At 67.9% G+C, this 24,655-nt stretch carries 25 protein-coding genes; 14 read left to right on the top strand and 11 right to left on the bottom strand.

The genetic code is table 11. The annotated features are described in order from the left end of the window. The 3 genes from moaA to MLE18_RS16785 form a co-directional block, all read right to left on the bottom strand. A complete protein-coding gene (moaA, locus tag MLE18_RS16795) occupies positions 1 to 1,023 on the bottom strand; it encodes a GTP 3',8-cyclase MoaA (RefSeq protein ID WP_243439957.1) in 1,023 nt (340 codons plus the stop codon). A gap of 40 nt (positions 1,024 to 1,063) precedes the next feature. Further along, on the bottom strand, positions 1,064 to 1,300 hold the full coding sequence (locus MLE18_RS16790; protein ID WP_243439956.1) for a MoaD/ThiS family protein: 237 nt from the start codon (positions 1,298 to 1,300) through the stop codon (positions 1,064 to 1,066). A gap of 153 nt (positions 1,301 to 1,453) precedes the next feature. Further along, the gene (locus MLE18_RS16785; RefSeq protein WP_243439955.1) at positions 1,454 to 1,684 is read right to left on the bottom strand and encodes a hypothetical protein; all 231 of its coding nucleotides are present in this window, start codon (positions 1,682 to 1,684) and stop codon (positions 1,454 to 1,456) included. 244 nt (positions 1,685 to 1,928) lie between these two features. Between MLE18_RS16785 and MLE18_RS16780 the strand changes: the two genes are divergently transcribed. Continuing rightward, positions 1,929 to 2,726, top strand: a complete 798-nt coding sequence (locus MLE18_RS16780; RefSeq protein WP_243439954.1) for a 2-amino-3,7-dideoxy-D-threo-hept-6-ulosonate synthase — start codon at positions 1,929 to 1,931, stop codon at positions 2,724 to 2,726. A gap of 427 nt (positions 2,727 to 3,153) precedes the next feature. Here MLE18_RS16780 and leuA read toward each other — a convergent pair whose 3' ends face one another. From leuA to MLE18_RS16760, 4 genes are all read right to left on the bottom strand, one after another. Beyond that, positions 3,154 to 4,854 carry a 2-isopropylmalate synthase gene (leuA, locus tag MLE18_RS16775; protein ID WP_243439953.1) on the bottom strand — a complete coding sequence of 567 codons (1,701 nt, stop codon included), beginning with the start codon at positions 4,852 to 4,854 and terminating at the stop codon, positions 3,154 to 3,156. A 316-nt stretch (positions 4,855 to 5,170) separates the two neighbouring features. After that, positions 5,171 to 6,976, bottom strand: coding sequence for a methyl-accepting chemotaxis protein (locus tag MLE18_RS16770; RefSeq protein ID WP_243439952.1), 1,806 nt, complete (start codon positions 6,974 to 6,976; stop codon positions 5,171 to 5,173). A 133-nt stretch (positions 6,977 to 7,109) separates the two neighbouring features. Then, positions 7,110 to 8,234, bottom strand: a complete 1,125-nt coding sequence (locus MLE18_RS16765) for an alginate O-acetyltransferase AlgX-related protein (protein WP_243439951.1) — start codon at positions 8,232 to 8,234, stop codon at positions 7,110 to 7,112. 9 nt (positions 8,235 to 8,243) lie between these two features. Further along, the gene (locus tag MLE18_RS16760; protein WP_243439950.1) at positions 8,244 to 9,650 is read right to left on the bottom strand and encodes an MBOAT family O-acyltransferase; all 1,407 of its coding nucleotides are present in this window, start codon (positions 9,648 to 9,650) and stop codon (positions 8,244 to 8,246) included. A 130-nt stretch (positions 9,651 to 9,780) separates the two neighbouring features. Here MLE18_RS16760 and MLE18_RS16755 point away from each other — a divergent pair, with 130 nt between their 5' ends. The 9 genes from MLE18_RS16755 (at position 9,781) to MLE18_RS16715 (ending at position 17,232) form a co-directional block, all read left to right on the top strand. Next, positions 9,781 to 10,182 (top strand): MerR family transcriptional regulator, encoded by a 402-nt coding sequence (locus MLE18_RS16755; RefSeq protein ID WP_336605594.1) that lies wholly within the window; start codon positions 9,781 to 9,783, stop codon positions 10,180 to 10,182. Continuing rightward, positions 10,179 to 10,913 carry a FecR family protein gene (locus MLE18_RS16750; RefSeq protein ID WP_243439949.1) on the top strand — a complete coding sequence of 245 codons (735 nt, stop codon included), beginning with the start codon at positions 10,179 to 10,181 and terminating at the stop codon, positions 10,911 to 10,913. The genes MLE18_RS16755 and MLE18_RS16750 overlap by 4 nt, the downstream gene beginning before the upstream one ends. 177 nt (positions 10,914 to 11,090) lie before the next feature. Continuing rightward, on the top strand, positions 11,091 to 11,732 hold the full coding sequence (locus MLE18_RS16745; RefSeq protein WP_243439948.1) for a hypothetical protein: 642 nt from the start codon (positions 11,091 to 11,093) through the stop codon (positions 11,730 to 11,732). Positions 11,733 to 11,770: 38 nt separating this feature from the next. Then, entirely contained in the window at positions 11,771 to 13,159 is a 1,389-nt protein-coding gene (locus MLE18_RS16740; protein WP_243439947.1) for a hypothetical protein, read from the top strand. Between the two features lie 42 nt (positions 13,160 to 13,201). Beyond that, entirely contained in the window at positions 13,202 to 13,981 is a 780-nt protein-coding gene (locus MLE18_RS16735; protein WP_243439946.1) for a hypothetical protein, read from the top strand. Positions 13,982 to 13,990: 9 nt separating this feature from the next. Further along, positions 13,991 to 14,683 carry a tetratricopeptide repeat protein gene (locus MLE18_RS16730; protein WP_243439945.1) on the top strand — a complete coding sequence of 231 codons (693 nt, stop codon included), beginning with the start codon at positions 13,991 to 13,993 and terminating at the stop codon, positions 14,681 to 14,683. Between the two features lies 1 nt (position 14,684). Continuing rightward, complete coding sequence (locus MLE18_RS16725) at positions 14,685 to 15,200, top strand: hypothetical protein (protein WP_243439944.1); 516 nt, start codon at positions 14,685 to 14,687, stop codon at positions 15,198 to 15,200. An 86-nt stretch (positions 15,201 to 15,286) separates the two neighbouring features. Then, positions 15,287 to 16,135 carry a hypothetical protein gene (locus MLE18_RS16720; protein WP_243439943.1) on the top strand — a complete coding sequence of 283 codons (849 nt, stop codon included), beginning with the start codon at positions 15,287 to 15,289 and terminating at the stop codon, positions 16,133 to 16,135. A 203-nt stretch (positions 16,136 to 16,338) separates the two neighbouring features. After that, the gene (locus MLE18_RS16715) at positions 16,339 to 17,232 is read left to right on the top strand and encodes an RluA family pseudouridine synthase (protein ID WP_243439942.1); all 894 of its coding nucleotides are present in this window, start codon (positions 16,339 to 16,341) and stop codon (positions 17,230 to 17,232) included. 15 nt (positions 17,233 to 17,247) lie between these two features. Here MLE18_RS16715 and MLE18_RS16710 read toward each other — a convergent pair whose 3' ends face one another. Together MLE18_RS16710 and MLE18_RS16705 are read right to left on the bottom strand one after the other, a co-directional pair. Next, positions 17,248 to 17,748, bottom strand: coding sequence for a hypothetical protein (locus MLE18_RS16710; RefSeq protein ID WP_243439941.1), 501 nt, complete (start codon positions 17,746 to 17,748; stop codon positions 17,248 to 17,250). A 153-nt stretch (positions 17,749 to 17,901) separates the two neighbouring features. After that, positions 17,902 to 18,621: a DUF554 domain-containing protein gene (locus MLE18_RS16705; protein ID WP_243439940.1), complete on the bottom strand. Its 720-nt coding sequence runs from the start codon at positions 18,619 to 18,621 to the stop codon at positions 17,902 to 17,904. Between the two features lie 415 nt (positions 18,622 to 19,036). Between MLE18_RS16705 and MLE18_RS16700 the strand changes: the two genes are divergently transcribed. The 3 genes from MLE18_RS16700 (at position 19,037) to MLE18_RS16690 (ending at position 22,920) form a co-directional block, all read left to right on the top strand. After that, on the top strand, positions 19,037 to 21,271 hold the full coding sequence (locus tag MLE18_RS16700) for a vitamin B12-dependent ribonucleotide reductase (protein WP_243439939.1): 2,235 nt from the start codon (positions 19,037 to 19,039) through the stop codon (positions 21,269 to 21,271). Positions 21,272 to 21,367: 96 nt separating this feature from the next. After that, on the top strand, positions 21,368 to 22,054 hold the full coding sequence (locus MLE18_RS16695; RefSeq protein ID WP_243439938.1) for a cell division ATP-binding protein FtsE: 687 nt from the start codon (positions 21,368 to 21,370) through the stop codon (positions 22,052 to 22,054). Beyond that, complete coding sequence (locus MLE18_RS16690) at positions 22,051 to 22,920, top strand: cell division protein FtsX (RefSeq protein WP_243439937.1); 870 nt, start codon at positions 22,051 to 22,053, stop codon at positions 22,918 to 22,920. The genes MLE18_RS16695 and MLE18_RS16690 overlap by 4 nt, the downstream gene beginning before the upstream one ends. Positions 22,921 to 22,922: 2 nt before the next feature. On the opposite strand, the gene MLE18_RS16685 is transcribed toward MLE18_RS16690, so the two are convergent. Continuing rightward, on the bottom strand, positions 22,923 to 23,519 hold the full coding sequence (locus MLE18_RS16685) for a DNA-3-methyladenine glycosylase I (RefSeq protein WP_243439936.1): 597 nt from the start codon (positions 23,517 to 23,519) through the stop codon (positions 22,923 to 22,925). Beyond that, positions 23,516 to 23,779: a hypothetical protein gene (locus MLE18_RS16680; RefSeq protein WP_243439935.1), complete on the bottom strand. Its 264-nt coding sequence runs from the start codon at positions 23,777 to 23,779 to the stop codon at positions 23,516 to 23,518. The genes MLE18_RS16685 and MLE18_RS16680 overlap by 4 nt, the downstream gene beginning before the upstream one ends. A 115-nt stretch (positions 23,780 to 23,894) precedes the next feature. Here MLE18_RS16680 and MLE18_RS16675 point away from each other — a divergent pair, with 115 nt between their 5' ends. Beyond that, on the top strand, positions 23,895 to 24,572 hold the full coding sequence (locus MLE18_RS16675; RefSeq protein ID WP_243439934.1) for a glycosyl transferase: 678 nt from the start codon (positions 23,895 to 23,897) through the stop codon (positions 24,570 to 24,572). The last annotated feature ends 83 nt before the right edge of the window (positions 24,573 to 24,655 follow it).

Below are 24,655 nucleotides of genomic sequence, written 5' to 3'. Positions count from 1 at the left end.
CTATCCGCCGATGGCCGTCATGGCCCTGGAGCAGACCGCCCGCTTGTGGCGCTCGTCCAGAAGTTTGTAGCCCATGGGTTTGCGGGCCAGGGCGCGCCTGAGCACCTCCAGCAGTTTGCCGTCGCTGGTCCTGGGGGAGCGCAGCAGGGGCCGCAGCCGGTATTCCTTGTCGGAGTAGAGGCAGGGCCTGAGCTTGCCGTCGCAGGTCAGGCGCAGGCGGTTGCAGCTCAGGCAATAGTGGCCGGAGAGGCCCGAGATGACGCCCAGCCTGCCCATGCCGCCCTCGATCTTCCACATGCGGGCCGGGCCGTGGCTGCCCTTGACCGGCGGGACGGGCGTGAGGTCCGCGAAGCGGCGGGCGCTCTCCAGGATGTCGGAGGCCGCCCAGAAGCGCGACTCGTCCCAGGTGGTGCCGCCGCCGATGGGCATGAACTCGATGAAGCGCATGTCCAGCGGGAGGGTGCGGGCCAGCTCGATGAAGCCGGGGAGCTCGTGGTCGTTGACGCCGCGCATGGCCACGGCGTTGACCTTCACCCGCAGCCCCGCCTCCAGGCTGGCCTCGATGGAGGCCCTGGCCTCGGCGTAGAGGTCCATGCCGGTGATGCGGTGGAAGCTCTCGCGGTCGAGCGTGTCGAGGGAGATGTTCACGGCGCGCAGCCCAAGGGAGGCCAGCATTTTCGCCTGCGGGCCCAGGAGCGTGCCGTTGGTGGTCAGGCGCACGTCCAGGCCCGGGGCGGCCTCCATCACCCGGGCCAGGAAGTCCGGGAAGCCGCGCCTGGCCAGGGGCTCGCCGCCGGTGAGGCGGATCTTGGTCAGGCCCAGCGGAGCGGCCAGGCGGATGACGCGCAGGTACTCCTCGTAGGAGAGCAGGTCCCTGTGGCTGAGTTGCTGAAAGTCGTGCACAGGCCTGCAGTAGACGCAGCGCAGATTGCACCTGTCCGTGACGCTGACCCGCAGATAGCTGACTTCGCGTCCGAAGCCGTCGGCCAGTTGCGGGGCTGGAGGGCTGGAATCACGATTCATGGTGAAAATGATATGCCATCATTGACACAAAGGGAAGGTCTCACCCCCCGTCAACCATGGGAATAAGTCGAATCTCCGCTCCGTCGCGCAGCGGGGTGTCCGGCCTGGCGGGGGTTCCGTCCTGCAGGGCGATCAGCTCGCCCGCATTGGCAATGCCCAGCCGGGCCAACAGCTCGCCCAGGGTCGCGCCCTCGGGCAGAGTCTCGGATTGGGCGGGCGCATGCCCGGAAGGGCGGGCGCGCCCCAATTGGCCCACCAATTCGACCGTGACCTTCATGGAGGCCTCCTCCCAGTTGCCACGGCCCCCCGGCAGCCGGAACAGCCGGGCGCCGTGGCCAGTCCAGATGCGGCAAGGCTGCCGAGCGAACCACTTTCCGATGCGCTTCCGGCGCTGTGGGTCGGACGTCCAGCAGGTGATTCCCGCGGAGCGCTACTTCGTCACCTCGTAGCCCTTGGCCTTCATGCACTCGTCCAGGACCTTCTGCAGGGCTTCCTCATGGTCCTTGGCGCCGGGCATGGCCGTGGCCACGGCGGCCCGTCCCCGGCATTCGTCGTAGTCGGCCTGGGCGGCGGAGCCCGGCTTGTTGGGGTTGACCACCTTGGGTTGGCCGGAGCAGCCCAACAGGAGTGCGGAAAGCGCTACGCAGACGAAAAGACGCATCGGAACCTCCACGGCTTGACAGTTCACCCCCACCATGACTAAACCCTAGTCCATGCGCAATACCCACGCCCACTGCAGCCAGTATTATTATTCCTACGGTGTCCGCTTTCGCGGGGCGTGGCGGAGCGAACTCCAGTAGGATCAACCCAAGCAGCGCTCTTTCCACAGGGCCGCGAACAAGACGTTCGCGGCCCTTTTTCGTGGCGCGGGCGTCATGGGCCGGGAAAGGCCAGGAGCAACCACCATGCACATCGGCAAAACCATCCGTCTCGAACGCATCATCAACCGCGACACCGGCAGGGCCATCATCGTGCCCCTGGACCACGGCGTCACGGTCGGCCCCATCGACGGCATCATCGACATGCGCGACACCGTGACCAAGATCGTTGAGGGCGGGGCCAACGCCGTGCTCATGCACAAGGGCGTGGTGCCCTGCGGCCACAGGGCGCGCGGGCGCGACATCGGGCTGATCGTCCACCTCTCGGCCTCCACCTCGCTCTCGCCCTTCCCCGGGGCCAAGACCCTGGTCTGCGAAGTGGAGGAGGCCATCCAACTGGGCGCTGACGCCGTGAGCGTGCATCTGAACCTGGGCGACGAGTCCGAGAGGGACATGCTGGCGGACATGGGGCGCATCAGCCGCGAGGCCGCGCGCTGGGGCATTCCGGTGCTGGCCATGGTCTACGGGCGCGGCCCCAAGATCAAGAACGAGTTCGACCCCGAGGTAGTGGCTCACTGCGCCCGCGTGGGCATGGAGCTGGGCGCGGACATGGTCAAGGTGCCCTACACCGGCGACCCCGAGAGCTTCGCCCGCGTGGTGGCCGGTGCGCGCGTGCCCGTGCTCATCGCGGGCGGGCCCAAGACGCCCACCACCAGGGACTTCCTGCGCATGGTGGCGGATTCCATCCAGGCGGGCGGTTCCGGCCTGTCGGTTGGCCGCAACATCTTCCAGCACAAGGACCCCACCCGCCTGCTGCAGGCCCTGGGCAAGATCGTGCACGACGGCGGCGACGTTGAGGACGCCCTGGCCGGGCTGGGGGAATAGTCAGCCCTCGTAACAACGCAGCGGCCAAAGGGCGATGCCCTTTGGCCGCTGAAAAATGTAGGGTTGTAGTCTCCTGCTCCGGCCTCGTGCGGGCCGAGCCGGACGCTGTATTTGAAGAACATCGCCCGGCTCGGCCCGCACGAGGCCAGAGCAGCAGACGGTGCGGTTCATCGCGGCAGGGTAGCCGGTCACTCTCGTCAGTTCTTTCTGGCCCAATGCTTCCCGGCGCGGCCTCGGGGGCCGGACTTCCCTGCGAAGCTCGTCCGCCTGGGGAGCGAAGCTATATGGGATTCAAAAGGGAGGAACTCCCTTTTGCCGCCGGAGGCCATCTCCGTCCCGTTACCACGCAGCCCAAAGAAGCCTCCGGAGTGCAAAGGGCCTTCCGCCCTCTGCACTCCCTTTCCGCTTCGCGACGAGCGCCGGCGCGTTATTCCCCCAGCAGCATGTCCAGCAGATCCTGGCGCTTGTCCTTGGGCAGGCGCGCCAGGAGCCTGTTGGCTCCCGAGAGCACGGCCAGGATGGCCGAAGTGACGATGTTGGGGCTCAATCCCACGCCGAAGGTGCTCCCGGTCACTCCGTCCAGGCTCACCTCCACGAAGGAGGCGGCCCTGGCGTCCGCTCCCACCCCAAGAGCCCGCTCCTCATAGGAGTGGATGCGCAGCGGCAGACCCAGCGCATGCACGGCCGCGTCCAGCGGGCCGTTGCCCTCGCCCATGGCGCAGACGGTGCGCTTGCCCGCGCCCACCTCCAGGCGGATGCCCTGGCGGCCGGGAACGTCCACCAACTGGTGCCCGGCGTAGAGGATGGGCTTGGTCTTCTCCAGGTATTCGCGGGCGAAGAGCTTCCAGAGCGTCTCGGGCGGTATCTCGCCGCCGTGGGTGTCGGCGTGGCGCTGCACCGCGGCCGCGAACTCCACCTGGAGCCTGCGCGGCATCACCAGCCCGTAGGTGGCCTCCATCACATAGGCCACGCCGCCCTTGCCGGACTGGCCGTTGACCCGCACGATGGCCTCGTAGCCGCGCCCCAGGTCCGCCGGGTCGATGGGCAGGTAGGGCACGTTCCAGAGCGACTCGGGCGTGCGCGCGGCGAAGCCCTTCTTGATGGCGTCCTGGTGGGAGCCGGAGAAGGCGGTGAACACCAGCTCGCCCGCGTAGGGGTGGCGCGGGTGGACGGGCAGGCGGGTGAGCTCCTCCATGGCGGCGGTCACCTCGGCCATGCGCCTGAAATCCAGCCCGGGCACGATGCCCTGGGTGTGCAGGTTGAGCGCCAGGGTCACCAAGTCGGCGTTGCCGGTGCGCTCGCCGTTGCCGAACAGGCAGCCCTCCACGCGCTCGGCCCCGGCCAGCTGGGCCAGTTCGGCGGCGGCCACGGCGCAGCCCCTGTCGTTGTGGGGATGCACTGAGATGACCACGCTGTCGCGCCTGGCCAGGTTGCGGTGCATCCACTCGATCTGGTCCGCATAGACGTTGGGCGTGGCCAGCTCCAGGGTGGCGGGCAGGTTGACGATCACCTTGTCCCCGGGGGTGGCGCCCCAGGCGGCGGTGACGTCGTCGCAGACGTCGCGGGCGAACTCCAGCTCCGTGCCGGAGAAGTTCTCGGGGGTGAACTCCAGGGTCCAGGCCGTGCCGGGCTGGGCGGCGGTGAGCTCGCGGGTCAGGAGCACGGCCTCCACGGCCATGCGGCGGACTTCGTCGGGCGTCTTCTGGAAGACCACCTCGCGGAACACCGGGGCCGTGGACACGTAGATGTGCACGATGGCCGAGCGCGCGCCCTCCAGCGATTCCACGGTGCGCCGGATCAGGTGCTCGCGGGCCTGGGTCAGCACGGAGATGGTCACGTCGCGGGGGATGTGCCCGCCCTCGATGAGGGTGCGCACGAAGTCGAAATCGGTCTGCGAGGCCGAGGGGAAGGCCACCTCGATCTCCTTGAAGCCGATGTCCACCAGGAGCTTGAACAGCTTGAGCTTGGAGGCGGTGTCCAGCGGATCGAACAGGGCCTGGTTGCCGTCGCGCAGGTCCGTGGAGAGCCACGTGGGGGCCTGGGTGATGGTCTTGTCCGGCCAGGTGCGGTCCTTGAGGGCCACGGCGGGGAAGGGGCGGTATTTCTCGATCATACGGGCGGTCTGCATGGATGACTCCGGGGTTTTCTGCGTTATCGGCGCGAAGCGGCACGGGGACAGCTGCGGTTCGGGCCTGATAGTCGGCGTCGGTCGATCATGGCGGACCTCCTGCATGGTCGATCATATGGACAATGCCGCTTGGCGGCTGGAGCGGGACGAAAACGGAATAAAGAGAAGAAAAAAACGATTATCAGACCGCCAGGGGCGGTAGCGAGAGGGCGGCGGGAGCCGCGAGGAAGCGGGGGCGGAGGGTCAGCGTCGTGAACATGGACTCACGATACGGACCCTCCGCCCCGCTGTCAACATTGCTGGTGATGGGAGGGGGTTACATGCCAAGCGCGGCGGGCCTGCGGCCGGCGAGGGCCTTGCCGCCCGCGCCGCCTTCGGCCTGGAGCTCCTCGATGAGGCGGGAGAGCACCTGGGCCTGGGCGGCCAGCTCGGCCACGGCCTGGGCGGACTGGCGCATGGCGTCGGACGTCTCGGAGGAGATGCGGCTGATGTCCTCCACTGAGTGGTTGATCTCCTCGCTGGCGGCGGACTGCTCCTCGGAGGCGGCGGCGATGGAGCGCACCTGGTCCGTGCTGCGGTCCACCAGGTCAACGATGGAGCGCAGGGCCTCGCCAGAGGCGCTTGCGATGGAGGTGGCCTTGCCCACAAGGGTCACGGTGCGCTCCACGCTTGCGATGTTGGAGCGGGTGCCGTCCTGGATGCCCCGGATGGCCTCGCCCACCTCCTTGGTGGCGGTCATGGTCTTCTCGGCCAGCTTGCGCACCTCGTCGGCCACCACCGCGAACCCCCTGCCCGCCTCGCCCGCGCGGGCCGCCTCGATTGCGGCGTTGAGGGCCAGCAGGTTGGTCTGGTCCGCGATGTCGGAGATCACGCCCATGATGCGCCCGATGGCTTCGGCCTGCGCACCCAGGCCGGTCATGTCGGCCTTGAGCTCCTCGGCCTGCTTGGCCACCATGCCGATCTCGCGCACCACCTCGTCCACGGCTTTGGCCCCCTCCTGGGCGCGGGCCTTGGCCCGCTCGGAGGTCTCGGCGGCCTGGGAGGCGTTGCGGGCCACCTCGAGAACGGTGGCGTTCATCTGCTCCATGGCGGTGGCGGTCTCGGCCACCCGTCCGGACTGCATCTCGGCCCCGCGCGTGGACTGCTCCACCTGGGCGGAAAGCTCCTCCGAAGCGGAGGAGATGACCTCGGCCACGTCCTCAAGCCTGCCCGCGGCCTGAAGCATGCCTTCGGCCTTGGCGCGCTCGGCCCTGGCGGTGGCCTCCTCGGCGGCGGCGGTGGCCTCCTGAGCGGCCTGGGCCTGCCTGGCGGCGTCCTCGGATTTCTGGTTGGCCTCGCCGATCTTCTCCTTCAGGGTGGAGACCATGCGGATGAGCACCGCGTAGACGCCGCCCTTGCCCTCAACGGGCTTGAAGGCCACGTCCAGGTTGCCCTCGGCCACTTCGGCGGCCACCTGGCCCAGATAGCCGGGGTCCTCCCCGAGCTGGCCGCGCACGTTGCGCGTGGTGAAGAAGGCCAGAGCCGCGCCCGCGCCCACGCAGAGCGCGATGGCCAGCAGCAGCTTGGCCCGGCCGCTGGAGTAGATTTCCAACGCCCTGGCCGCGCTTTCCTCGCCGCCCTTGGTGTTCATCTCTACCAGCGCATTCAGGAGCACCAGCGCATCCTGGATCTGTTTGGCCGATTCCCCCACGGCCACCTCGGCGGCCTTGGCCTGGTTGATCTCAGAGAGCTTGGCGATCTTCTCGTGCTGCGCAAGGTAGCTTTTCCAATGAACCATGAACTTTTCCAGCCCGGCCCGCTCCTCGGCCTGGTCCGGAGTGATGAGCTTGTCGTATTCCGCCAGCAGCTTCTCGGCCCTTTCCCGCGACTGCTTCATGCGCGCTTCGTAATCGCGCATCTGGGCGTCCCCGGTGGACATGATGTGCACCAGCTCGTAGCGGCGGAACTGCTGGACGGCCTCGTTGATCTGCCCCAGGCGGGTGATGCTCGGCAGCCAGTCTCCGGCGAGCAGGTCGGTTTCCGCGCGGATGGCCCCCATCTGGGCGATGGCGAACAGCCCCACCCCGGCCACCAGCAATACGACTATGCCGAATCCTCCGAACAGTTTGACCGACAACTTCATGGTACGACTCCTGAATGGTGTCAGACGGGAAAGTCTGGATCCGTCCATGGAAGAAGTTGAGCAGAAAATGACAACATGGTCAAATTGAGATTTGACGGCAAGCCGGCGGGCCTTTCTCGTGGCGGCCGCCCGTTCAGGGCAGCGGCACGGGCCGGAAGGGCTGGTGCAGATAGCGCTCCACGGCCTCGATCACGACCACGTCCGGCTTCTCAGCCTCGATGATCTGGGGCTGGAAGGTGTGCTCCCACAGGAAGACGCTGCGCTGGAAGCGCTGGGAGAGGAAGGGGATGGCCGCGCTTGAGAAGCTGTCCCGGAAGAAAACCGCCTTGGGCAGGGACTTGTCACCCGTTTCGAGCACCACCATGTCGCGCCCGGAGCGCATGGCCGGGTTGGGGTAGCCCGGAGGCCCGGCGGCGTGGGCCCGGGTGGGGGACAGGCGCTCCATCTCGATGTCGCGCTCGGTGAGGGTGTCGGTGAGCAGGAGCATGTCCGAGAGGTCGCCGCCGTGGGTCTCGAACTCCAGTGGGCGGTACTCCTCGTCGGCCAGGGGCGGCATGCCCGGGAAGCGCGCCCGCAGGGCCTCCACGATGGCCGCGCTGCCCCGGAACGCGCCCCAGCCGTTCCAGTGGGTGTCGGTCTTCCAGTATGCCCGGCGCACTTGGCCCGCGCTGATAAGTGCCGGGCGCAGGTCCAGGAAGGGCACTCCAGCCTCGCGCATGGCCTGGCCCAGCTGGTCCAGCCGGGTCACGGGGGAGAGCTTGTGCATGGCCGGGGGCATGAACTGTCCGTAGACGCTGGCCTTGTTGGGCGCGATCACCAGGAGCATGGGGATGCCGCGGGCCGCCAGCCAGTCTCGGCGGGCCTTCATCTCGGCCGTGAAGGCGTCCAGCTCCTCGCGGCTGAGCAGGTTCACGCCCAGCCAGTCCTCCAGGGCGGACTCCATGTTGAAGAACAGCCAGCCGTCGCGGCCCAGGATCACGTTCTTGGAGGGCGACTCCCTGAACAGGGCCAGCTTGATGCGGTTGGCCGCGCGGATCATGTCGTCGCGGAAGGGGAAGGTCTCCCCGTAGGACGTTGTCAGCTGCTTGGCGAAGGCCTTGAAGTCCTGCCCGGCCAGGGAGAGCGGCGGCAGCGGGGTCTTGAGGCGGTTCTCCACGGCCTTGGGGCCTTGGGAGACGCCCAGCAGGGTCAGCCCCTGGGGCAGGATCAGGGGCAGCAGGAGCAGGGCGACACTGGCGGCGGAGAGGATGCGTTTCATGGCGGCGGCTCAGAATTGGGCGTAGATGAAGGGGGCGTAGGTTCCGGCTGCCAGCTGCAGGAGCGCGGCGGCAAGCAGGACGGGGGCCGCGAGGCGGGCGCAGGCACCGGCCACGGCGGGGGAGAGCGCCTCCAGCCGGGCGGCCAGCCAGGGCAGCGCCGGGGCGCTGCCGATCAGGCCCACGGCCAGGGCCGCCATGTACTGCCGGTTCACGCGCACCATCCAGGTGTAGTCGAAGCCGCTCTGGTTGGCTCCGGCCAGGGCCGAGAAGTAGGCCAGGGCCTGGCTGAAGTCGGCGGCCCGGAAGAACACCCAGCCCAGGCAGACCACGGCCAGGGCGTAGGCGTGGCGCAGCGGGCGGGGGAGGGCGTCCAGCGCCTTGCCTATCCGGGTGCGCTCCAGGGCCAGGAACACCCCGTGCCACAGGCCCCAGACCACGAAGCTCCAGGATGCCCCGTGCCACAGGCCGCACAGCGCGAACACCGCGAGCAGGTTGCGCTGCACCTTCCAGGGGGCTACGCGCCCGCCGCCCAGGGGGATGTAGAGGTAGTCGCGGAACCAGCTGGAGAGCGTCATGTGCCAGCGCCGCCAGAACTCGCGCACGGACTGGCTGACGTAGGGATAATTGAAGTTCTCGGGCAGCTTGTAGCCGAACATGCGGCCCAGGCCCACGGCCATGTCGGTGTAGCCGGAGAAGTCGAAGTAGAGCTGCAGGGAGTAGCTCGCCAGGCCAAGCCAGGCCGTGCCCATGTCCAGGCGACCGGCGGGCTCGCCGAAGGCGGCGTCCGCCATGGGGCCGAGCGTCCCGGCCACGAGGGCCTTCTTGGCCAGGCCCACGGCCAGGCGGGCGAGCCCGGCGCGCAGGTCTTCCATAGTTGGGGCTGCGGGCCAGCCGCCCTCGGGGAACATGTCACGGTAGCGGGCGATGGGGCCGGCCGTGATCTTGGGGAAGAAGACCATGAACAGGCCGAAGCGCAGGGGGTTGGCCTCCGGAGCCTGCTGCCCGCGCGAGACGTCCATCAGATAGGCCACGGCCGAGAAGGTGAAGAAGGAGACGCCCAGCGGCATGCCCGCCGGGGCCATCCAGGCCGGGGCTGAAATGCCGAGCACCTGCGCGGTGAGGAACGAGAAATACTTGGCCCAGGCCAGCAGGAGCAGGTTGGCGCCCACCCCGGCGGCCAGCAGCGCCCGGCGCGCGCCGGAGCCGGGCTCGGCCTTGCCGATGGCCAGGCCCAGGAGCATGTTGCCAGCGGCGGAGAGGCACAGGAGCGGCAGGGAGGTTACGTCGGACAGGGCGTAGAACAGCAGGCTGGCGGCCAGCAGCAGCCCGCCCCGCAACCCGCCGGGGCAGAAGGCGAAAACGCCCAGCACGACGGGGAGCCACACCAGCAGGAACAAGGGTGAATCGACAGGCATGGGCAGCCATATCCTGAGCGGGCTGCGCAGGCAAGCCGTGGGTTCCCGAGAAGTTGCGGCGCGGCAGGCCGCGATTGCATTCACCCCCCCATGTTGCTACATCATGCAAAACAATCGACCGCAGGCCTCCATGCTCCCTTCCGACCAAAAGCAAAGCGCACCCGCCGACGGCGGCACCCAGGCCGCGCCCCCTCAGGGGGGGCGCGCGGCGAAGCCCAAACGCGCGGCAAAGACCTACAAGATAGGCCAGATCGCCGATCTGCTCGGGCTCAAGACCTTCGTGCTGCGCTTCTGGGAGACGGAGTTCCCCATGCTCCAGCCGGTGCGCACGCCCAAGGGCCAGCGGCTCTACACCGAGGAGCACCTGCGCCTGCTCAAGACCATCCAGCGCCTGATGCACACCGAGGGCATGACTCTTGAAGGTGCCAGGCGCAAGCTGGCCGAGCGCCAGCGCAAGAACGAGCTGCGCACCCTTGTGGAGCGCGAGCTCCGGGAGATCAGGGCGCTGCTGGCCCCAGAGGACGAAGTATGAGCCGTTTACGATATGTCGTGATTCTGCTGATGGCCGCCTGGATCGCCGCGGTGGCCTTCGCCAACACCCCCACCCCCGCCGGGGTGGTGGACGACCTCACCGGGCAGGCCGAGGCCGCCTCCGGGCAGGAGCCGCCGCGCAAGCTGGCCAAGGGCGCGCCCGTGTTCGCCCAGGACGTGGTGAGCACCCCCTCCGCCAAGGACAAGGCCCGCCTGCTGTTCTCCGACGGCTCGGCGCTCGAGATCGGGCCCGAGTCCAAGGTGGCGCTCAAGGAGTTCGCCTACGACGAGGCGGACAAGTCCAAGTCGCGCCAGAACATCGAGATGAGCAAGGGCGTGTTCCGCTTCGTCACCGGCAAGGTGGTGGCCCAGAATCCGGAAAACCTGAAGATCGCGAGCCCGCTCTCGGTCATCGGCATCCGCGGCACCACCACGGACCACTGGATACAGACCAAGCAGACCCTGGTGCTGGGCAAGCCCTCCACAGAGGTGCTGGCCGAGCTGCACGCCCTGCGCGAGACCTCCTCCGGCAAGGAGGTCACCGTGCAGACCGAGGAAGGGCTCATGGTGCTCAAGAAACCAGGCGACGTGGCCTGGGTGCGCCCCAAGCTGCCCGGCTCCGTGCGCCCGCTCACCGAGGGCGAGAAGGAGAGCTTCGGCACCTTCACCATCAAGCGCAAGAACTTCGACCCGGCCCCGCCCAGGCGCGGCCTGCCCGGCGGCGGGGGTTGAGAAGGGCGGCGAAGTAAGGGTAATAGGGAAGGAAGAGCTGTTGCCGGAGCGGGGCGCGGCCCCGCACCCCGCCAGGGGGATCATCCCCCTGGACCCCGCAACGGCTTCGCGGGAACAGGGGTTGATACGGGCCTGGAACGGGAATGCGCCTCACCGTGAAGACATGAGGAAACAATGATGAACATCTGGCTCGCCGTACTCGCCCTGCTGGTGGCCCTGCCCGGTCAGGCCCTGGCCTTCAGCTTCTCCGAGGAGGCCGGGAAGGACGCCGCCCAGCGGCAGGCCAAACAGGCCGAAATTTCGGCCCTGCTCTCCGAGCCGTGCCGCAAGAGCATCAAGGGCCAGACCATCGCCCTGCTCATCGCGGAGAAGCAGCAGGGCCTGATGAACGTGAACGCCTCCAACCAGGGCGTGCTCTTCGAGGCCCTCAACTCCAGGCTGCGCGGCATCGGGCTCTCCACCATCCCGCAGCAGGCCATCACCGCGCGCATCGCCCGCGCCGAGGCCGAGGCCATCCTGAACAACGACCCCGACGCCGCCCTGGCCGCCTCCAAGCGCCTGGGCGCGGCCTTCATCCTCAAGGGGATCATCTCCGCGCGCAGCGGTGCCAACAAGATGGTCAAGGCCAACGAGGTCAGCGTGGACATCGTGCTGACCCTCTCCGACGGCTCCGGGCGCACCGTCTCGCAGGTGCGGGCCTCGGGCCAGTCCTGGGCGGGAACCGACGTCACCGGCGCGGCCCTCTCCGTGCTGGACGACCAGGCCGACACCCTGGTGGCCAAGCTCTATTCCGACTTCTGCGCCAGGGGCAAGAAATGAGCCCCCGCACAGCAACACCACTTGAAAAGAGAACGCGCATGAACGCTCGCACACTTGTTTCGCTGCTGCTTATGCTCCTGCTTGGCGCGCTGCCCGCGCTGGCCCAGACGCCCAAGGCGCCCGCCCCGGCTCCGGCCCCAGCCGCCGCCCCGGCCCCCGAGGGCGGCAAGACCGTCACCGTCACGGCCGAGGGCCTGGCCGACCCCAACGCCGACACCTACAAGCGCGACAAGGGCCTGCTCCTGGACGACCTGCGCGCCGACGCCCGCCGCCAGGTGATCGAGAAGGCCGTGGGCTCCTACATGGAGACCTCCACCCTGATGCAGAACTACACCCTGGTGCACGACAAGGTGCTCTCGCGCTCCAAGGGCATCATCAAGCGCGTGGTCAAGGAGTCGCAGCCCTGGGTCGGGGAGGACGGCTTCGCCCACCTGATGATGACCGCCGAGGTCTACACCGGCGAGCTCAAGGACACCCTCTCCGAGATGGGCCGCCAGGAGCGCGTGAGCCTCATCAAGGACGCGGGCAACCCGCGCATCGCCGTGGCCATAAACATCCGCGACGCCGAGCGCGGCGTGGACATCAAGCCCGAACGCTCCGAAGTGGCGGAGAACATCCTCAAGGAGCGCATCAAGGGCTTCGGCTACCGGGTGTGGTCCACCGGGCAGGCTGGGCAGTCCGACTTCACCATCAGCGGCGAGGCCAAGTTCAAGACGGTCTCGGCCAAGCTGGCGGCCTCCGGGCTCACGCTCACCAAGTACGTGCTCACCTCCTGGAGCGTGAAGTGCGTGGACAACCACACCGGCGAGGAAATATACTTCAACAACAAGGTGCCCCAGAAGCAGAGCTGGCCCGACGAGGACCAGGCCATCAAGGAGATCGGCCAGTTGATCGGCGGGGAGTTCTCCAAGGAGTTCTTCGAGGAGCACCTCCAGGCCCCGGCCAAGACCTACCAGGTCAAGGTGCTGGGCCTGCCCAGCTACGACACGGCCCAACTGCTGCGCAAGGAGTTCATCGGCCTGCGGCCGGTGCTGGGCGTGGAGCTGCGCGACTTCGACCGCTCCGGGGCCTCGCTCTTCGAGATCGAGTTCGCTGGCGCGGGGGGCAACTTCAACCAGTTCATGCAGTCGGCCATCCTGGCCCCGCTGAACAAGAAGATGGGCGAGGAAGCCTTCACCCTGGAGAGCGCCTCCGGCGGGGCCGTCACCGTGGCCTACAAGAATGCCCGGGGGGTGAACATCGACGAGCGCCTGCGCACCGCGCCCCCGGCCGGGCTCAACCAGGCCGCGCCGCAGCGCCTGCGCGAAGTCGTGCAGACCGAAGAGACCAGGACCAAGCTGGCCCAGGCCGCGCCCGAGGTGGTCAAGGCCATGGATTCGCAGGATGCCAAGCCCGCCAGCGGGCTGGACGTGATGAAGAACTTCTAGACACCCAGGCAGATGTGCGACGCCTGACGGAGGAAAACGACCATGACCAACCGCGCCATTCTCGCTCTCGCCGCCCTGCTCGTTCTGGCCGCCCTGTTCGCGCTGCCGGGTTGTCAGTCCGCGTCCCAGTCGGCCAACAAGACCGCCGACCAGGCCATGTACCAGCCCGTGACCTACGCCAACCAGGGCAAGCCCGGCCCGCAGCTGGTGGTCATCCCCGGCGCGGTGAAGAGCATGAACGCCACCTTCGCCCAGAAGTACGGCCCCAACAACATCGCCGACTTCGCCGAGATCGAGCTGGGCAAGGACAACTTCCAGGTGCTCGAGCGCCAGGACCTGGGCTCCATGATCCAGGAGATCGAGGTGGCGGCCAACATGGGCGACGCCCAGACCCTCAAGAAGTTCAAGAAGGGCAAGTTCCAGGCCACCAACTGGCTGGTCCGCTTCGACGTTCTGCGCGCCGAGCCCGTGGCCGAGGAGTCCCGCAAGTTCGACGGCTCCTACCTGGGCGCCATCACCGGCTCCATCGTGGGCTCCACCACCAACAGCTGGGCCGCGGGCGTGGGCTCGGGCGCGGCCGTGGGCTCCGTGCACGCCAACGAGGCCGTGGGCATCTGGATCGTGGGCATGCGCTACAAGGTCATCGACGCCAACACCGGCGAGCAGAAGGCCACCGGATATTTCGAGGACAAGATGGAGATGGGCACCAAGGGCGGCGGCGCGCTGGGCGTCTCCTCCCAGTCCACCAAGATGGTCACCCTGGACACGCTGGTGCAGCGCCTGATCCAGCAGTGCGTGGCCGACATCGACAAGCTGAAGTAGGGAGCCCCCATGCGCACAGCACTCCTCCTGACGTTCACGCTCCTGGCCGCGCTCACGCTCGGCTGCGCCAGGAAGCCGCCTCCGGCCCCGCCGGAGCCCTCGGCCCAGGAGTATTTCGACTCCGGGCTGCGCGCCTACAAGATGGAGAACTACGCCCAGGCGGCGCAGAACTTCGAGATGGCCGCGTCCAAGAGCCCCAGCATGCAGGAAGCCTTGTACTACCTGGGCCTCTCCTGCTGGAGGATGAACCTGACGGCCAACGCCAGGAAGAGCTTCGTGGAGGTGCTCAACCTCAACCCCGGGCACCTCTACGCGCGTGAGTCCCTGGGCATCCTGCTCTACAGGGACGGCAACGTCGCCGAGGCCCAGCGTCAGCTGGAGGCCGCGCGCGGGCTGGGCTCCATCAACCCGGACGTGTATCTGGCCCTGGGGCGCGTCTACGCCGCCCAGGCCCGCTGCCCCGATGCCGCCGAGGCCCTGCAGCGGGGTCTCGCGGTGGACAGCTCCAACGCATCGCTGCGCGCCGAGCTGGCCAACGTGAAGAAGACCTGCGGCCGCGCCCCCAAGGGCAAGCCCAAGGCCCCGGCGACCCGCGCACCGGAGCCTCGGGCGAAGAAAGCCGCCAAGGCGGCGCCCGCCCCGGCCGCCCCTGCATCGAGCCTCACCGGCGGGGCCGCTCCCCTGACCCCGGGGCAGTTCTAGCATGAGACGCGCAGCCCTCCCCGCCGCCCTCCTTCTGGCGCTGCTGGCGGCCGCACCGGCGTCCGCCCAGGGCAACAAGGAGCTCATGGACGAACTGGTGCGCCAGAAGCAGAAGGCCAAGGACGAGGTGTTCCAGGAGCTCAAGCGCCAGGGACAGGTGCCCCAGAACGGCACCGTGACCTTCGAGGCAACGGTGAAGCGCAACCCCGTCAACCCGGAGGCCACCAGCGTCCGCATCGACTCCGTGACCGTGCAGGAGCGCCCCTCGGGCAACTTGCAGGGCAAGGCCCTGGATCCGGTGTTCGCCCCGCGCGACCCCTCCACCGGGGCCGTGGCCTCCCCCGGGCTCAAGGGCGGAGCCGCGCCTCTGCCCCAGGACAACGGAGCCCCCGGAAAGCAGCCCGAAGTCAAGGTGCGCGAGAGCGTCACCGTGGTGGACGGCGTGCCGCAGAACGGCGCGCCAAAGGCCAAGAAGGCCAAACCCAGGACCAAGAGCACCAGGAAATACACGAACTGACGATATCTCGTCAGCCTTTCCCCGCGCCGCCGCAGGCCTTCCCCTGCGGCGGCGCGGATACCGGAAGCCCGTCAAGGAGAACGCCCATGACCCGCACAGCGTCCGCAGCCCTCGCCGTAGCCCTCGTCCTCGCCCTGCTGACGGGCGGGCAGGCCTGGGCCCAGGGCAGCAAGCAGCTGATGAGCGAACGCATGGCCGTCCAGGACATGAAGCGCATGATCGTGGAGACCATCATCGGCTACAAGGTCCAGAGCCAGACCCAGTTCGGCCTCACCGAGCAGCCCAAGTACCAGGCCGACGCCAAGGCCCAGGCCGTCATCAAGGACATCCAGGTGGACCAGGTGGTCTACGACCGCCAGAAGGACATCGCCCTGGCCATCGGCTACATCGACCTCAACGGCGAGATCCAGAACGTGCTCGGCGAGCGCCTGGCCTTCAAGGACGTGCGCGTGGAAGGCTTCGGCTTCGGCACCACCACCGAGGCCTCGCGCCCGCCGCTCTTGGCCCTGCGCGCCGCCATGGTCAACGCCTACGACCTCATGGGCGCGGCCCTGCTGGGCGAGAAGCTCTCCTCCCGCACCGTGACCGAGAACTTCATCCTCTCCAAGGACTCCAACCGCTCGAAAGTGGCCGCCGCGGTCTACGGGGCCTACATCCCCAACCCGCGCGTGGATGACCCGCAGCGCGGATGGGGCTGGGACGAGAAGGGCATCGCCTTCGTCAAGCTGGAGATGGACGCCCGCAAGATCCGCGACCTCATGGGCAACGTCACCGAGATCAACTACGAGAACATCATCTCCGTCACCGGGCGCGGCGCGCAGGTGGACGAGGTGGCCAAGACGCCCCAGTCCATGCGCAAGCCCGCCGAGTTCAGGGACCTGGGTGTTCCCGGACAGCAGGCCCCGGCGGACCTGAACGGCAAGACCGGCCAGTAAGAGAAGATATGGACAAGAGGGGTGGAGCCAGGGGCTCCGCCCCTGGACCCCGCCGGGGGAAATGATTTCCCCCGGACCCCCTCGACGGCTTCGCGCCTGTCGGTAGTCACTGTGTAATATATTGCCGGGGTCCGGGGGGAGGCACTCCCCCCGGCGGGGTGCAGGGGCAGCGCCCCTGATTCCCTCCCCCTCTCCAAGTCTCCATGAAGCCAAATCCCAACATCCGCACCGTCAGCGCAGCCGAGGCCGGGCAGAAGCTCGTGCAATACCTGGGGCGCGTGCTCGGCGAGGACGCCCCCGGCTCGGTGCTCATGCGCTGGATCAGGACCGGACAGGTGCGCGTGGACGGCAAACGCGCCAAGCCCTTCGACCGCGTGGCCGAGGGCCAGAGCGTGCGCATCCCGCCCTTCGCCGAGCTGCGTCCCGTTGAGGAGCGGGCAGGGGCAGGCGCTCCGCTGGACCTGCCCGTGCTGGCCGAAACGCCCGACTGGCTGGTGATCGCCAAACCCGCAGGGCTGCCCGTGCACCCGGGCAGCGGCTGGACCGACTCCGTGCAGACCAGGCTCGCCCAGGCCTTCGCGGGCAGCGCCTTCGTGCCGACAATCGCGCACCGGCTGGACCGCGACACCTCCGGCGTGCTCCTGGCCGCGCGCACGCACCAGGCCCTGACCAGGGCTCACGCCATGCTGGCCGCGAGGGAGACGGACAAACGCTACCTGTGCTGGGTGCTGGGGGAATGGGGCCTTTCAGCCCTGCGCGAGCCGGTGGAAATGGCGGACAGGCTGGAGAAGGCCGGCGCGCCGGGGCGCGAGCGCATGGAGGCCGGGGAGGAGGGCAAGGAGGCCCGGCTGGTGGCCGTGCCCCTGCGCATCGAGGCGGACAGGGCGCTCCTGGAGGTGCGCCTGCTCACGGGCCGCACCCACCAGATCAGGGCGCAGCTGGCCTCGCGCGGGCACCCCATCGCCGGGGACGCCAAGTACGGCGGCGGCAAGCCGCCCATGCGCCTGCACGCCTGGAAGCTAACCATCGGGGAGGAGACGTTCGCCTGCCCGCCGCCCTGGAGCGGGCGGTGGGACGCAGGCCCCTTCCTCCCCTGAACAGGGCCGCCAGCCTCAGCTGATGGGCATGGGCACCACCACGGCCTTGGTCGAGTGCTTGACGCTGTAGTGGAAGGGCGGCTTCACGGGAAGGGTGAACGGCAACATGCCCGCGAACGGGTTCACCTTGCCGTAGAACCGCAGCGCCGCGGTGGCCTTGTAGCACTGGGCGTTCCAGTAATAGCTGGTGGAGTTGAAACTCTCCGTCTCCCCCGTGTGCTCATAGATGTTGTTGCCGGAGCGGACCATGTACCCGGTCAGCGCATAGAGCGCGTAGGCCTGGCCGGAGCAGTCGTCCGTCTTGTAGAAGAGGTAGACGTTCTGCAGGTTGTAGGTGGTCATGTCCAGTTCGAAGAACTTGCCGATCTTCTGATTGTAGAATCCCAGCGTATTGGGCGAGGTCACCATGCCCAGGTCCTGGTTGTTGGCGTCGTAGATCTCGATCTGGGCCAGGGACGCGCTCACCGTGGACAGGACGATGGCGACCGCGAGGAGAATGTTGCTTGCCGGGCGCATTATTCCGCTCCTTGGGGGTTTGGCAGGCTCCCCCATGTGCAGGGCTCGCCTGGTGCGATTCTTCTCAGTATAATTCCTAATATCGCATGGCGGAAAGCACAAGGCCGGATGTCGGATTTCCCGGAGTTTTGCGACGGCCGGTGAAGGGCGGGGCTAGTGGGGCATCACCCGCGCCCACAGGGCGGAGAGCGGCATGACGATGAACAGCGCCGGCAGCCAGTTGGCCACGGCCATGGATTTGATCTCGCAGATGCGGAAGCCCGTGGCCAGCATGATGACCCCGCCGCAGGCCGAGAAATCCGCCACCATGGCCGGGGTGGTCAGGGGCATGATCAAGGTGGAGGCCCCGAAAAGCGCGGCCTGGATGGCCAGTTGCGGAACGGCCAGGGCGGCCACCGCGTAGCCCAGCGACGCCGCGAAGATGGCCGAGGTGAACAGGTCCAGCACGGCCTTGACCAGCAGCAGGGTCGGGTCGCCGGTGATGCCCTCGTTCATGGAGCCGAACACGCTGGTGCCGCTGACGCAGAACAGCACCATGAGCGCCACGAAGCGCTCCAGGAAGTCCTCGTGGCTTATGCCTCCCTTGGGGGCCGGGGCCACCTTCTCCACCAGCTTGCGCAGCTTCCCGGCAAGGCTGCGGATGCCGCGCTCCAGGTGGACGAGCTCCCCGATGATGGCCCCCAGCACCAGGGCCAGCACCACGGGAGGCAGGGCGTTGACCTTGACGATCATGGCCACGCCGAGCGCCATGGAGCAGCAGCCGAACACGTGGGGCATCCTGTTGCGCAGGTTGGCGCTCATGCGCTCGCCCAGCGCGCCGCCGAACACGCTGCCTATCACCACGGAGACGCCGTTGACGTATGGTCCGAGCATGGTTCCCCCAACGATCACATTTTCGCAAAGACGCGCGCCCGGCATACTCCCGCAACAAGGAGGGGGCAAGCCCGCCCGCACCTGTACGATCACGCCTCCTGAATGAGCGCCATCCCGCGTTCGCGGAACGCACGCCCGTGCCTAAAATTCCGAAAGCTTCCTTTGAGGATGCAGGCGGCAACGGGAGGCCCGCGTCCGTCCGGGGGGGGCCTGACCAAGTTGTAAGCTAAAAATTTATCCCCAATGATGCCACGATCTTTGCAGAGTTAGGAACAGGATGCGAACACTCGAAGCGCCCCCGCGCGGCCCAAACCCTGTGGCTTTCCAGGCGATTTTGAATTAAGAATCCCGGCTGCGGCCATTCGGCCCTCGAACGACATCCAGCAGTATCATTTCCTTTTTTGAAGGAGTCTCCATGCCCGTCTCCAGCATCCCGGCGGACCTGCCCGAGCCCGGTTTGAACCAGAACGCCAAGGTCGTCCTCGCCAAGCGCTACCTGCGCAAAGGCCCCCAGGGCGAAGCCATAGAAACCGAGCAGGAGCTCTTCTGGCGCGTGGCCGATGCCATTGCGGGCCAGGAGACGCTGTTCGCCACGTCCTCCTGGAAGCCGGACGCGCTCGCCCGGGCCTTCTACGACCTGATGACCTCCTTCAAGTTCCTGCCCAACTCGCCCACTCTGATGAACGCGGGCACGGACCTGGGCCAGCTGGCGGCCTGCTTCGTGATCCCCGTGGGCGACTCCATGGACGAGATCTTCGACGCGGTGAAGCACGCGGCCCTGATCCACAAGTCCGGCGGCGGCACGGGCTTCTCCTTCTCGCGGCTGCGCCCGGTGAACTCCCGGGTGGGCTCCACGGGCGGCGTGGCCTCCGGCCCGGTGTCCTTCATGCGCATCTTCAACACCGCCACCGAGCAGGTGAAGCAGGGCGGCACGCGCCGTGGCGCCAACATGGGCATCCTGCGCGTGGACCACCCGGACATCCTCGAGTTCATCCGCTGCAAGGAGCGCGAGGGAGACCTCAACAACTTCAATATTTCCGTGGCACTCACCGAGGCCTTCATGCAGGCCGTGGAGGCCGACGAGGAGTACGACCTGGTGGCCCCGCACTCCAAGGAGGTCATCACCAGGCTCAAGGCCCGGGAGGTGTTCTCCCTGCTGGTGCAGAAGGCGTGGGAGTCGGGCGATCCGGGCATCATCTTCCTGGACCGCATCAACCGCGACAACCCCACCCCGGCCCTGGGCGAGATCGAGTCCACCAACCCCTGCGGCGAGCAGCCCCTGCTGCCCTACGAGGCATGCAACCTGGGCTCGGTGAACCTGGCCCTGATGAAGGCCGACACCCGCGACGGCGTGGACTGGGACGAGCTCAAGCGCGTCATCCACCTGGCCGTGCGCTTCCTGGACAACGTGATCGAGGCCTCGGTCTACCCGCTGGAGCGCATCAGCGACATGGTGCGCGCCAACCGCAAGATCGGCCTGGGCGTCATGGGCTTCGCGGACCTGCTCTATCAGCTGGAGATCCCCTACGACTCCCAGGAGGCCCTGCGCCTGGCCGAGAAGATCATGGACTTCATGCAGGACGAGTCCAAGGCCGCGTCCAAGGTCCTGGCCGAGGAGCGCGGCGCCTTCCCCAACTTCGAGGGCTCGGTCTACGCCCAGCACAAGCAGGGCCCCTTCCGCAACGCCACCACCACCACCATCGCGCCCACGGGCACGCTCTCCATCCTGGCGGGCTGCTCCTCGGGCATCGAGCCGCTGTTCGCGCTCTCCTTCGCGCGCCACGTGATGGACGGCGAGAAGCTGGTGGAGTCCAACCCCTACTTCGAGGCCGCGGTGAAGGCCGCCCAGTGCCACTCCCCCAAGCTCATGGAGGAGGTGGCCGCCAAGGGCTCCATCAAGCACATCGACTACATCCCCGAAGAGCTGCGCCGCACCTTCGTCACGGCCATGGACATCGAGCCCGTGTGGCACCTGAAGATGCAGGCCGCCTTCCAGAAGTACACTGACAACGCCGTCTCCAAGACCGTGAACCTGCCCAACTCCGCCGTGCAGGACGACATCTGGCGCATCTACTGGCTGGCCTACGAACTGGGCTGCAAGGGCGTCACCGTGTATCGCGACGGCTGCAAGTCCGCCCAGGTGCTCTGCACCGGCGACGGCTCCAAGAAGGAGAAGGCCGACGACCGCCAGGAGTCCAAGGTGCGCAACCGGCCGGACGTGGTCTACGGCTTCACCCAGAAGGTCAAGACCGGCTACGGCGACCTCTACCTCACCGTGAACGAGGTGGACGGCAAACCCTTCGAGGTGTTCGCCACCATCGGCAAGTCCGGCCGCTCCATCACGGCCAAGGCCGAGGCCATCGGCAGGCTCGTCTCCCTGGCTCTGCGCTCAGGCGTGGACGTGGCCGACGTGGTGGGCCAGCTCAAGGGCATCGGCGGCGAGAACCCGGTGTTCCAGAAGAAGGGGCTGCTGCTCTCCCTGCCGGACTCCGTGGCCTGGGTGCTTGAGCGCCGCTACATGCAGGGCCGCACCATGGGCGACGGCGTGAAGTCCCTGACCACGCCCACCTGCCCTGACTGCGACCACGAGCTGACCTTCGAGGAAGGCTGCTACGTGTGCAAGGCCTGCGGCTTCACCAAGTGCGGCTAGTGTCGCGTCCTTGAAAAACATGCATATGTTTTGCAAGGGAAAGAGTAATTATTTCAATTATTTTTCGGACGTTACACTAGGCCGCCGGGGGCAGGGATGATTTCGGCCGTGCACCTTTCGCACGCCTTCGGCGGGCACAAGGCGCTCCAGGCCGTGAGCTTCCGGGTCCACAAGGGGGAGTTCGCCTTCCTCACGGGCCGCTCCGGGGCGGGCAAGACCACGCTTCTGCGCATCCTGCACGGGCAGCTGCCCCTGCAGGCAGGCAAGGCGCGAATCGCGGGGTACGACCTTGCGGCGCTTACGCGCTGCAGACTGCCCCTGCTGCGCCGCGACGTGGCCGTGGTCTTCCAGGACTTCAAGATACTTCCCGACCGCACCGTGGCCGAGAACGTGCGCCTGCCCCTGGAGGTCTGCGGCCTGCCCGAGGGGCAGATCGCCCGCCGGGTGGACTCCGTGCTGGCCGCCCTGGAGCTTGAGCGCGCGGCTGGCCTGCCCTGCGCGGTGCTCTCCGGCGGCGAGCAGCAGCGCGTGGCCATCGCCCGGGCCATGGTGGCCGGGCCCAAGGTCATCCTGGCGGACGAGCCCACCGGCAACCTGGACCGCGACATGGCCCTGCGCCTCATGGACGTGTTCAAGCAGTTCCACGCCCACGGCGTGACCATCCTCATGGCCACCCACAACCACGACATCGTCGCAGCCACCCCGCAGGCCCGCGTGCTCAATCTTGAGGCCGGTTTCCTGGGGCAATCCGGCGGCGCCCACCCCGGCGAGGGTGCGGCGTGATCCTTCTGCGCCGGGCGCTGGCGCGTGCCTTCCTGCAGATCGGCGGAGCCCCCGGGCTGCACCTCATGGCCGCGCTGGCGCTGGCCCTGGCCTGCTTCCTGGCCGGGGGGCTGGGGCTGTTCCTGGCCAACCTGGAGGGCAACCTGCTCGAAAAGCACGGGCACGCTCAATTCCGCATCTACTGGAAACCGGGGACCGGCCTGGCCGAGGTGCGCCGCCAGTGGGAGCTGATCCGGGCCATGCCCGGCGTGGACGAACTCACCGGGCTCACCCCGGAGGAGTCGCTGGAGAGCCTGCGCTCCACCCTGGACGAGGGCTACGATTTTCCCCGCGCGGGCGGGTCCGCCCCCCTGCCGCCCAAGGCCTTGGCCTCGTTCGCGGTGCGCGCAGCGGACACAGCCCCCGCGCTGGAGCTGCTGGAGCGGCTCAAGGCCCTGCCCGGCGTGGAGCGGGTGCGCATCGCCCCCGCGCAGTTGGACGTGGCACAGGCCCTGCGCAGCCTCTCGGCCGCTGCGTTGTGGCCGCTGGCGGGGGCGCTGGCCCTGGCGGTCGCCCTGGTGGCGTATCTTTCCGCCAGGCTGTGCTTGGAGGGCCGCAGGGCCGAAGTGGAGCTGATGCGCCTGGTGGGCGCGAAGGAATGGTTCGTGCGCCTGCCCTGGGTGGTGAGCGCGGCGCTGACGGGCCTGGCGGGGTCCCTGCTGGGGCTGGCGGCGCTGGCGGCCCTGCGCCTGGTCCTGGCCGGGCGGCTCCACGGCCCCCCTCTGTGGATCAGGCTCGCGCCCATGCCCCTGGAGGAGATGGCCGCCATGGTGGCCCTGGCGGCGTGCATGGCCGCCCTGGGCGGGCTGTTGGCGGCCAGGAGGTAGCTTCAGCCCTTCCCGGTAGTCTCCGCGAAGCGGAAGCAGCTTTCCAGGTGGTCGTTGACCAGCCCGGCCGACTGCAAATAGGCGTAGACGCTCACCGGCCCCACGAACTTGAACCCCTTGGCCTTCATGTCCTTGCTGACTTTCTCGGCCAGGGGCGTCACGGCGGGCACCTGGGACATCTCCTTCCAGGCGTTGACCACGGGACGCCCGTCCACGAATCCCCAGAAATAATCGGCGAAGCTGCCGTGGCTGGCCTGGACCTTCATGAAGGCCCTGGCATTGACCGGTGCGGCCTCCACCTTGAGGCGGTTGCGGATGATGCCGGCGTCGGCCATCAGCCGCTCCATGTCCGCCTTGCTGTAGCCCGCCACCACCTGGGGGGCGAATCCCTGGAAGGCCTGGCGGAAGCCCTCCCGGCGCTTGAGGATGGTCAGCCAGGAGAGCCCGGCCTGGAAGCCCTCCAGTATCAGCAGTTCGAAGAGAACCCGGTCGTCGCGCAGGGGCGCGCCCCACTCTGCGTCATGGTATTCGAGCAGCAGCGGATGCCCCAGGCTCCAGGGGCAGCGCGGCCTGCCGTCGGGACCGGGGACGGCGCTCACGCAGGCTCCGAGGCGGTCAGATAGATCTCCATCTTTTCCGAGAAAAGATAGAGGCAGTCCACCATGAAGGCGTACTCGGGGCACTCCTGGCGCCAGAGGGCCATGATGTCCTTCAGTTCCGCGCGGGCCTGGCGCACCTCTTCCGGGGTGTCGGCGTTGTTGATGCGGGCCAGCAGCTCCAGATACTCGTCAGAGCCGAAGGCCGTGAGCACGGCATGGCTGACGCGTTCCTTGTCCAGATCGTCCCAGACGCCTTTCATCGCTTGGTCTCCAGTGGTGGTTTGGCCCGCCCGCCCGGGAAGGTGCGCGGACCCATGCAGCGCGCCATATACGCAGCCCGGACGATTTGGTAAAGCTGCCAGGCAGGAGAGGTCCATGCGCCCCAGCACGATCTTCAGCGTCATCACGCCCAGCCGGGGCGACAGGCCCCTGGCCCTGGAGCAGGCCGGGCGCAGCCTTGAGGCCGCGACGCGCCACGCGGAGGCCCTGGGGCTGCTTGCACCTGGCCAGGTGGAGTGGCTGGTGGGCTTCGACGGGCTCAAGGGCCTCCGCCCGCATGTGGACCTGCCCGCGCGCTTCGTTGATTTCCCCAAATACGGCGATTTCGGGCACCGCATCCGCGACAACCTGCTGCCTCTGGCCAAAGGCTCGCACCTGCTCTTCCTGGACGACGACAACGCCTTCACGGAATCGGCACTGGCCAGCTACATGCCGCACTTGGAACACGAGCTGATCGTGGCCAGGATCGACGTGAGCCGCGCCTTCCCGGACGTGGGCCTGCTGCCGCGTCCGGGGCCGGACAGCCAGGTGCTCAGGCAGTGCAACGTTGACACCCTGTGCGTGTGCGTGGCGCGCGATCTGGCGCTGACGCGCGGGCGCGGCTGGACGTCGGAGGGCGGCTATCAGGCGGACTTCGTGAACATCCGGCGCTACTGGAGACGTGCTCGTTCGGTAAAGGTGATCGAGGACGTGGTGGGTGTGTACGACGCGGGGCGCGGGTTGGATGCGGCGGGCGTGAGCGAAAGGCAGGCCCTGCTGGAACCGGGGGATTGAACCGGACGGGTTTTAGGGGTTGTAGTCGGCGTCCCTGGCCCACAGGCGGCACGGCCCCAGGATATATTTGAAGAATATCCTGG

Origin of the sequence: Fundidesulfovibrio soli, assembly GCF_022808695.1 — a bacterium.
In the GTDB taxonomy this organism is placed as follows: domain Bacteria; phylum Desulfobacterota; class Desulfovibrionia; order Desulfovibrionales; family Desulfovibrionaceae; genus Fundidesulfovibrio; species Fundidesulfovibrio soli.
The sequence above is the reverse complement of the archived record's forward strand: the minus strand, read 5'-3'. Positions and strand labels throughout refer to the sequence as shown.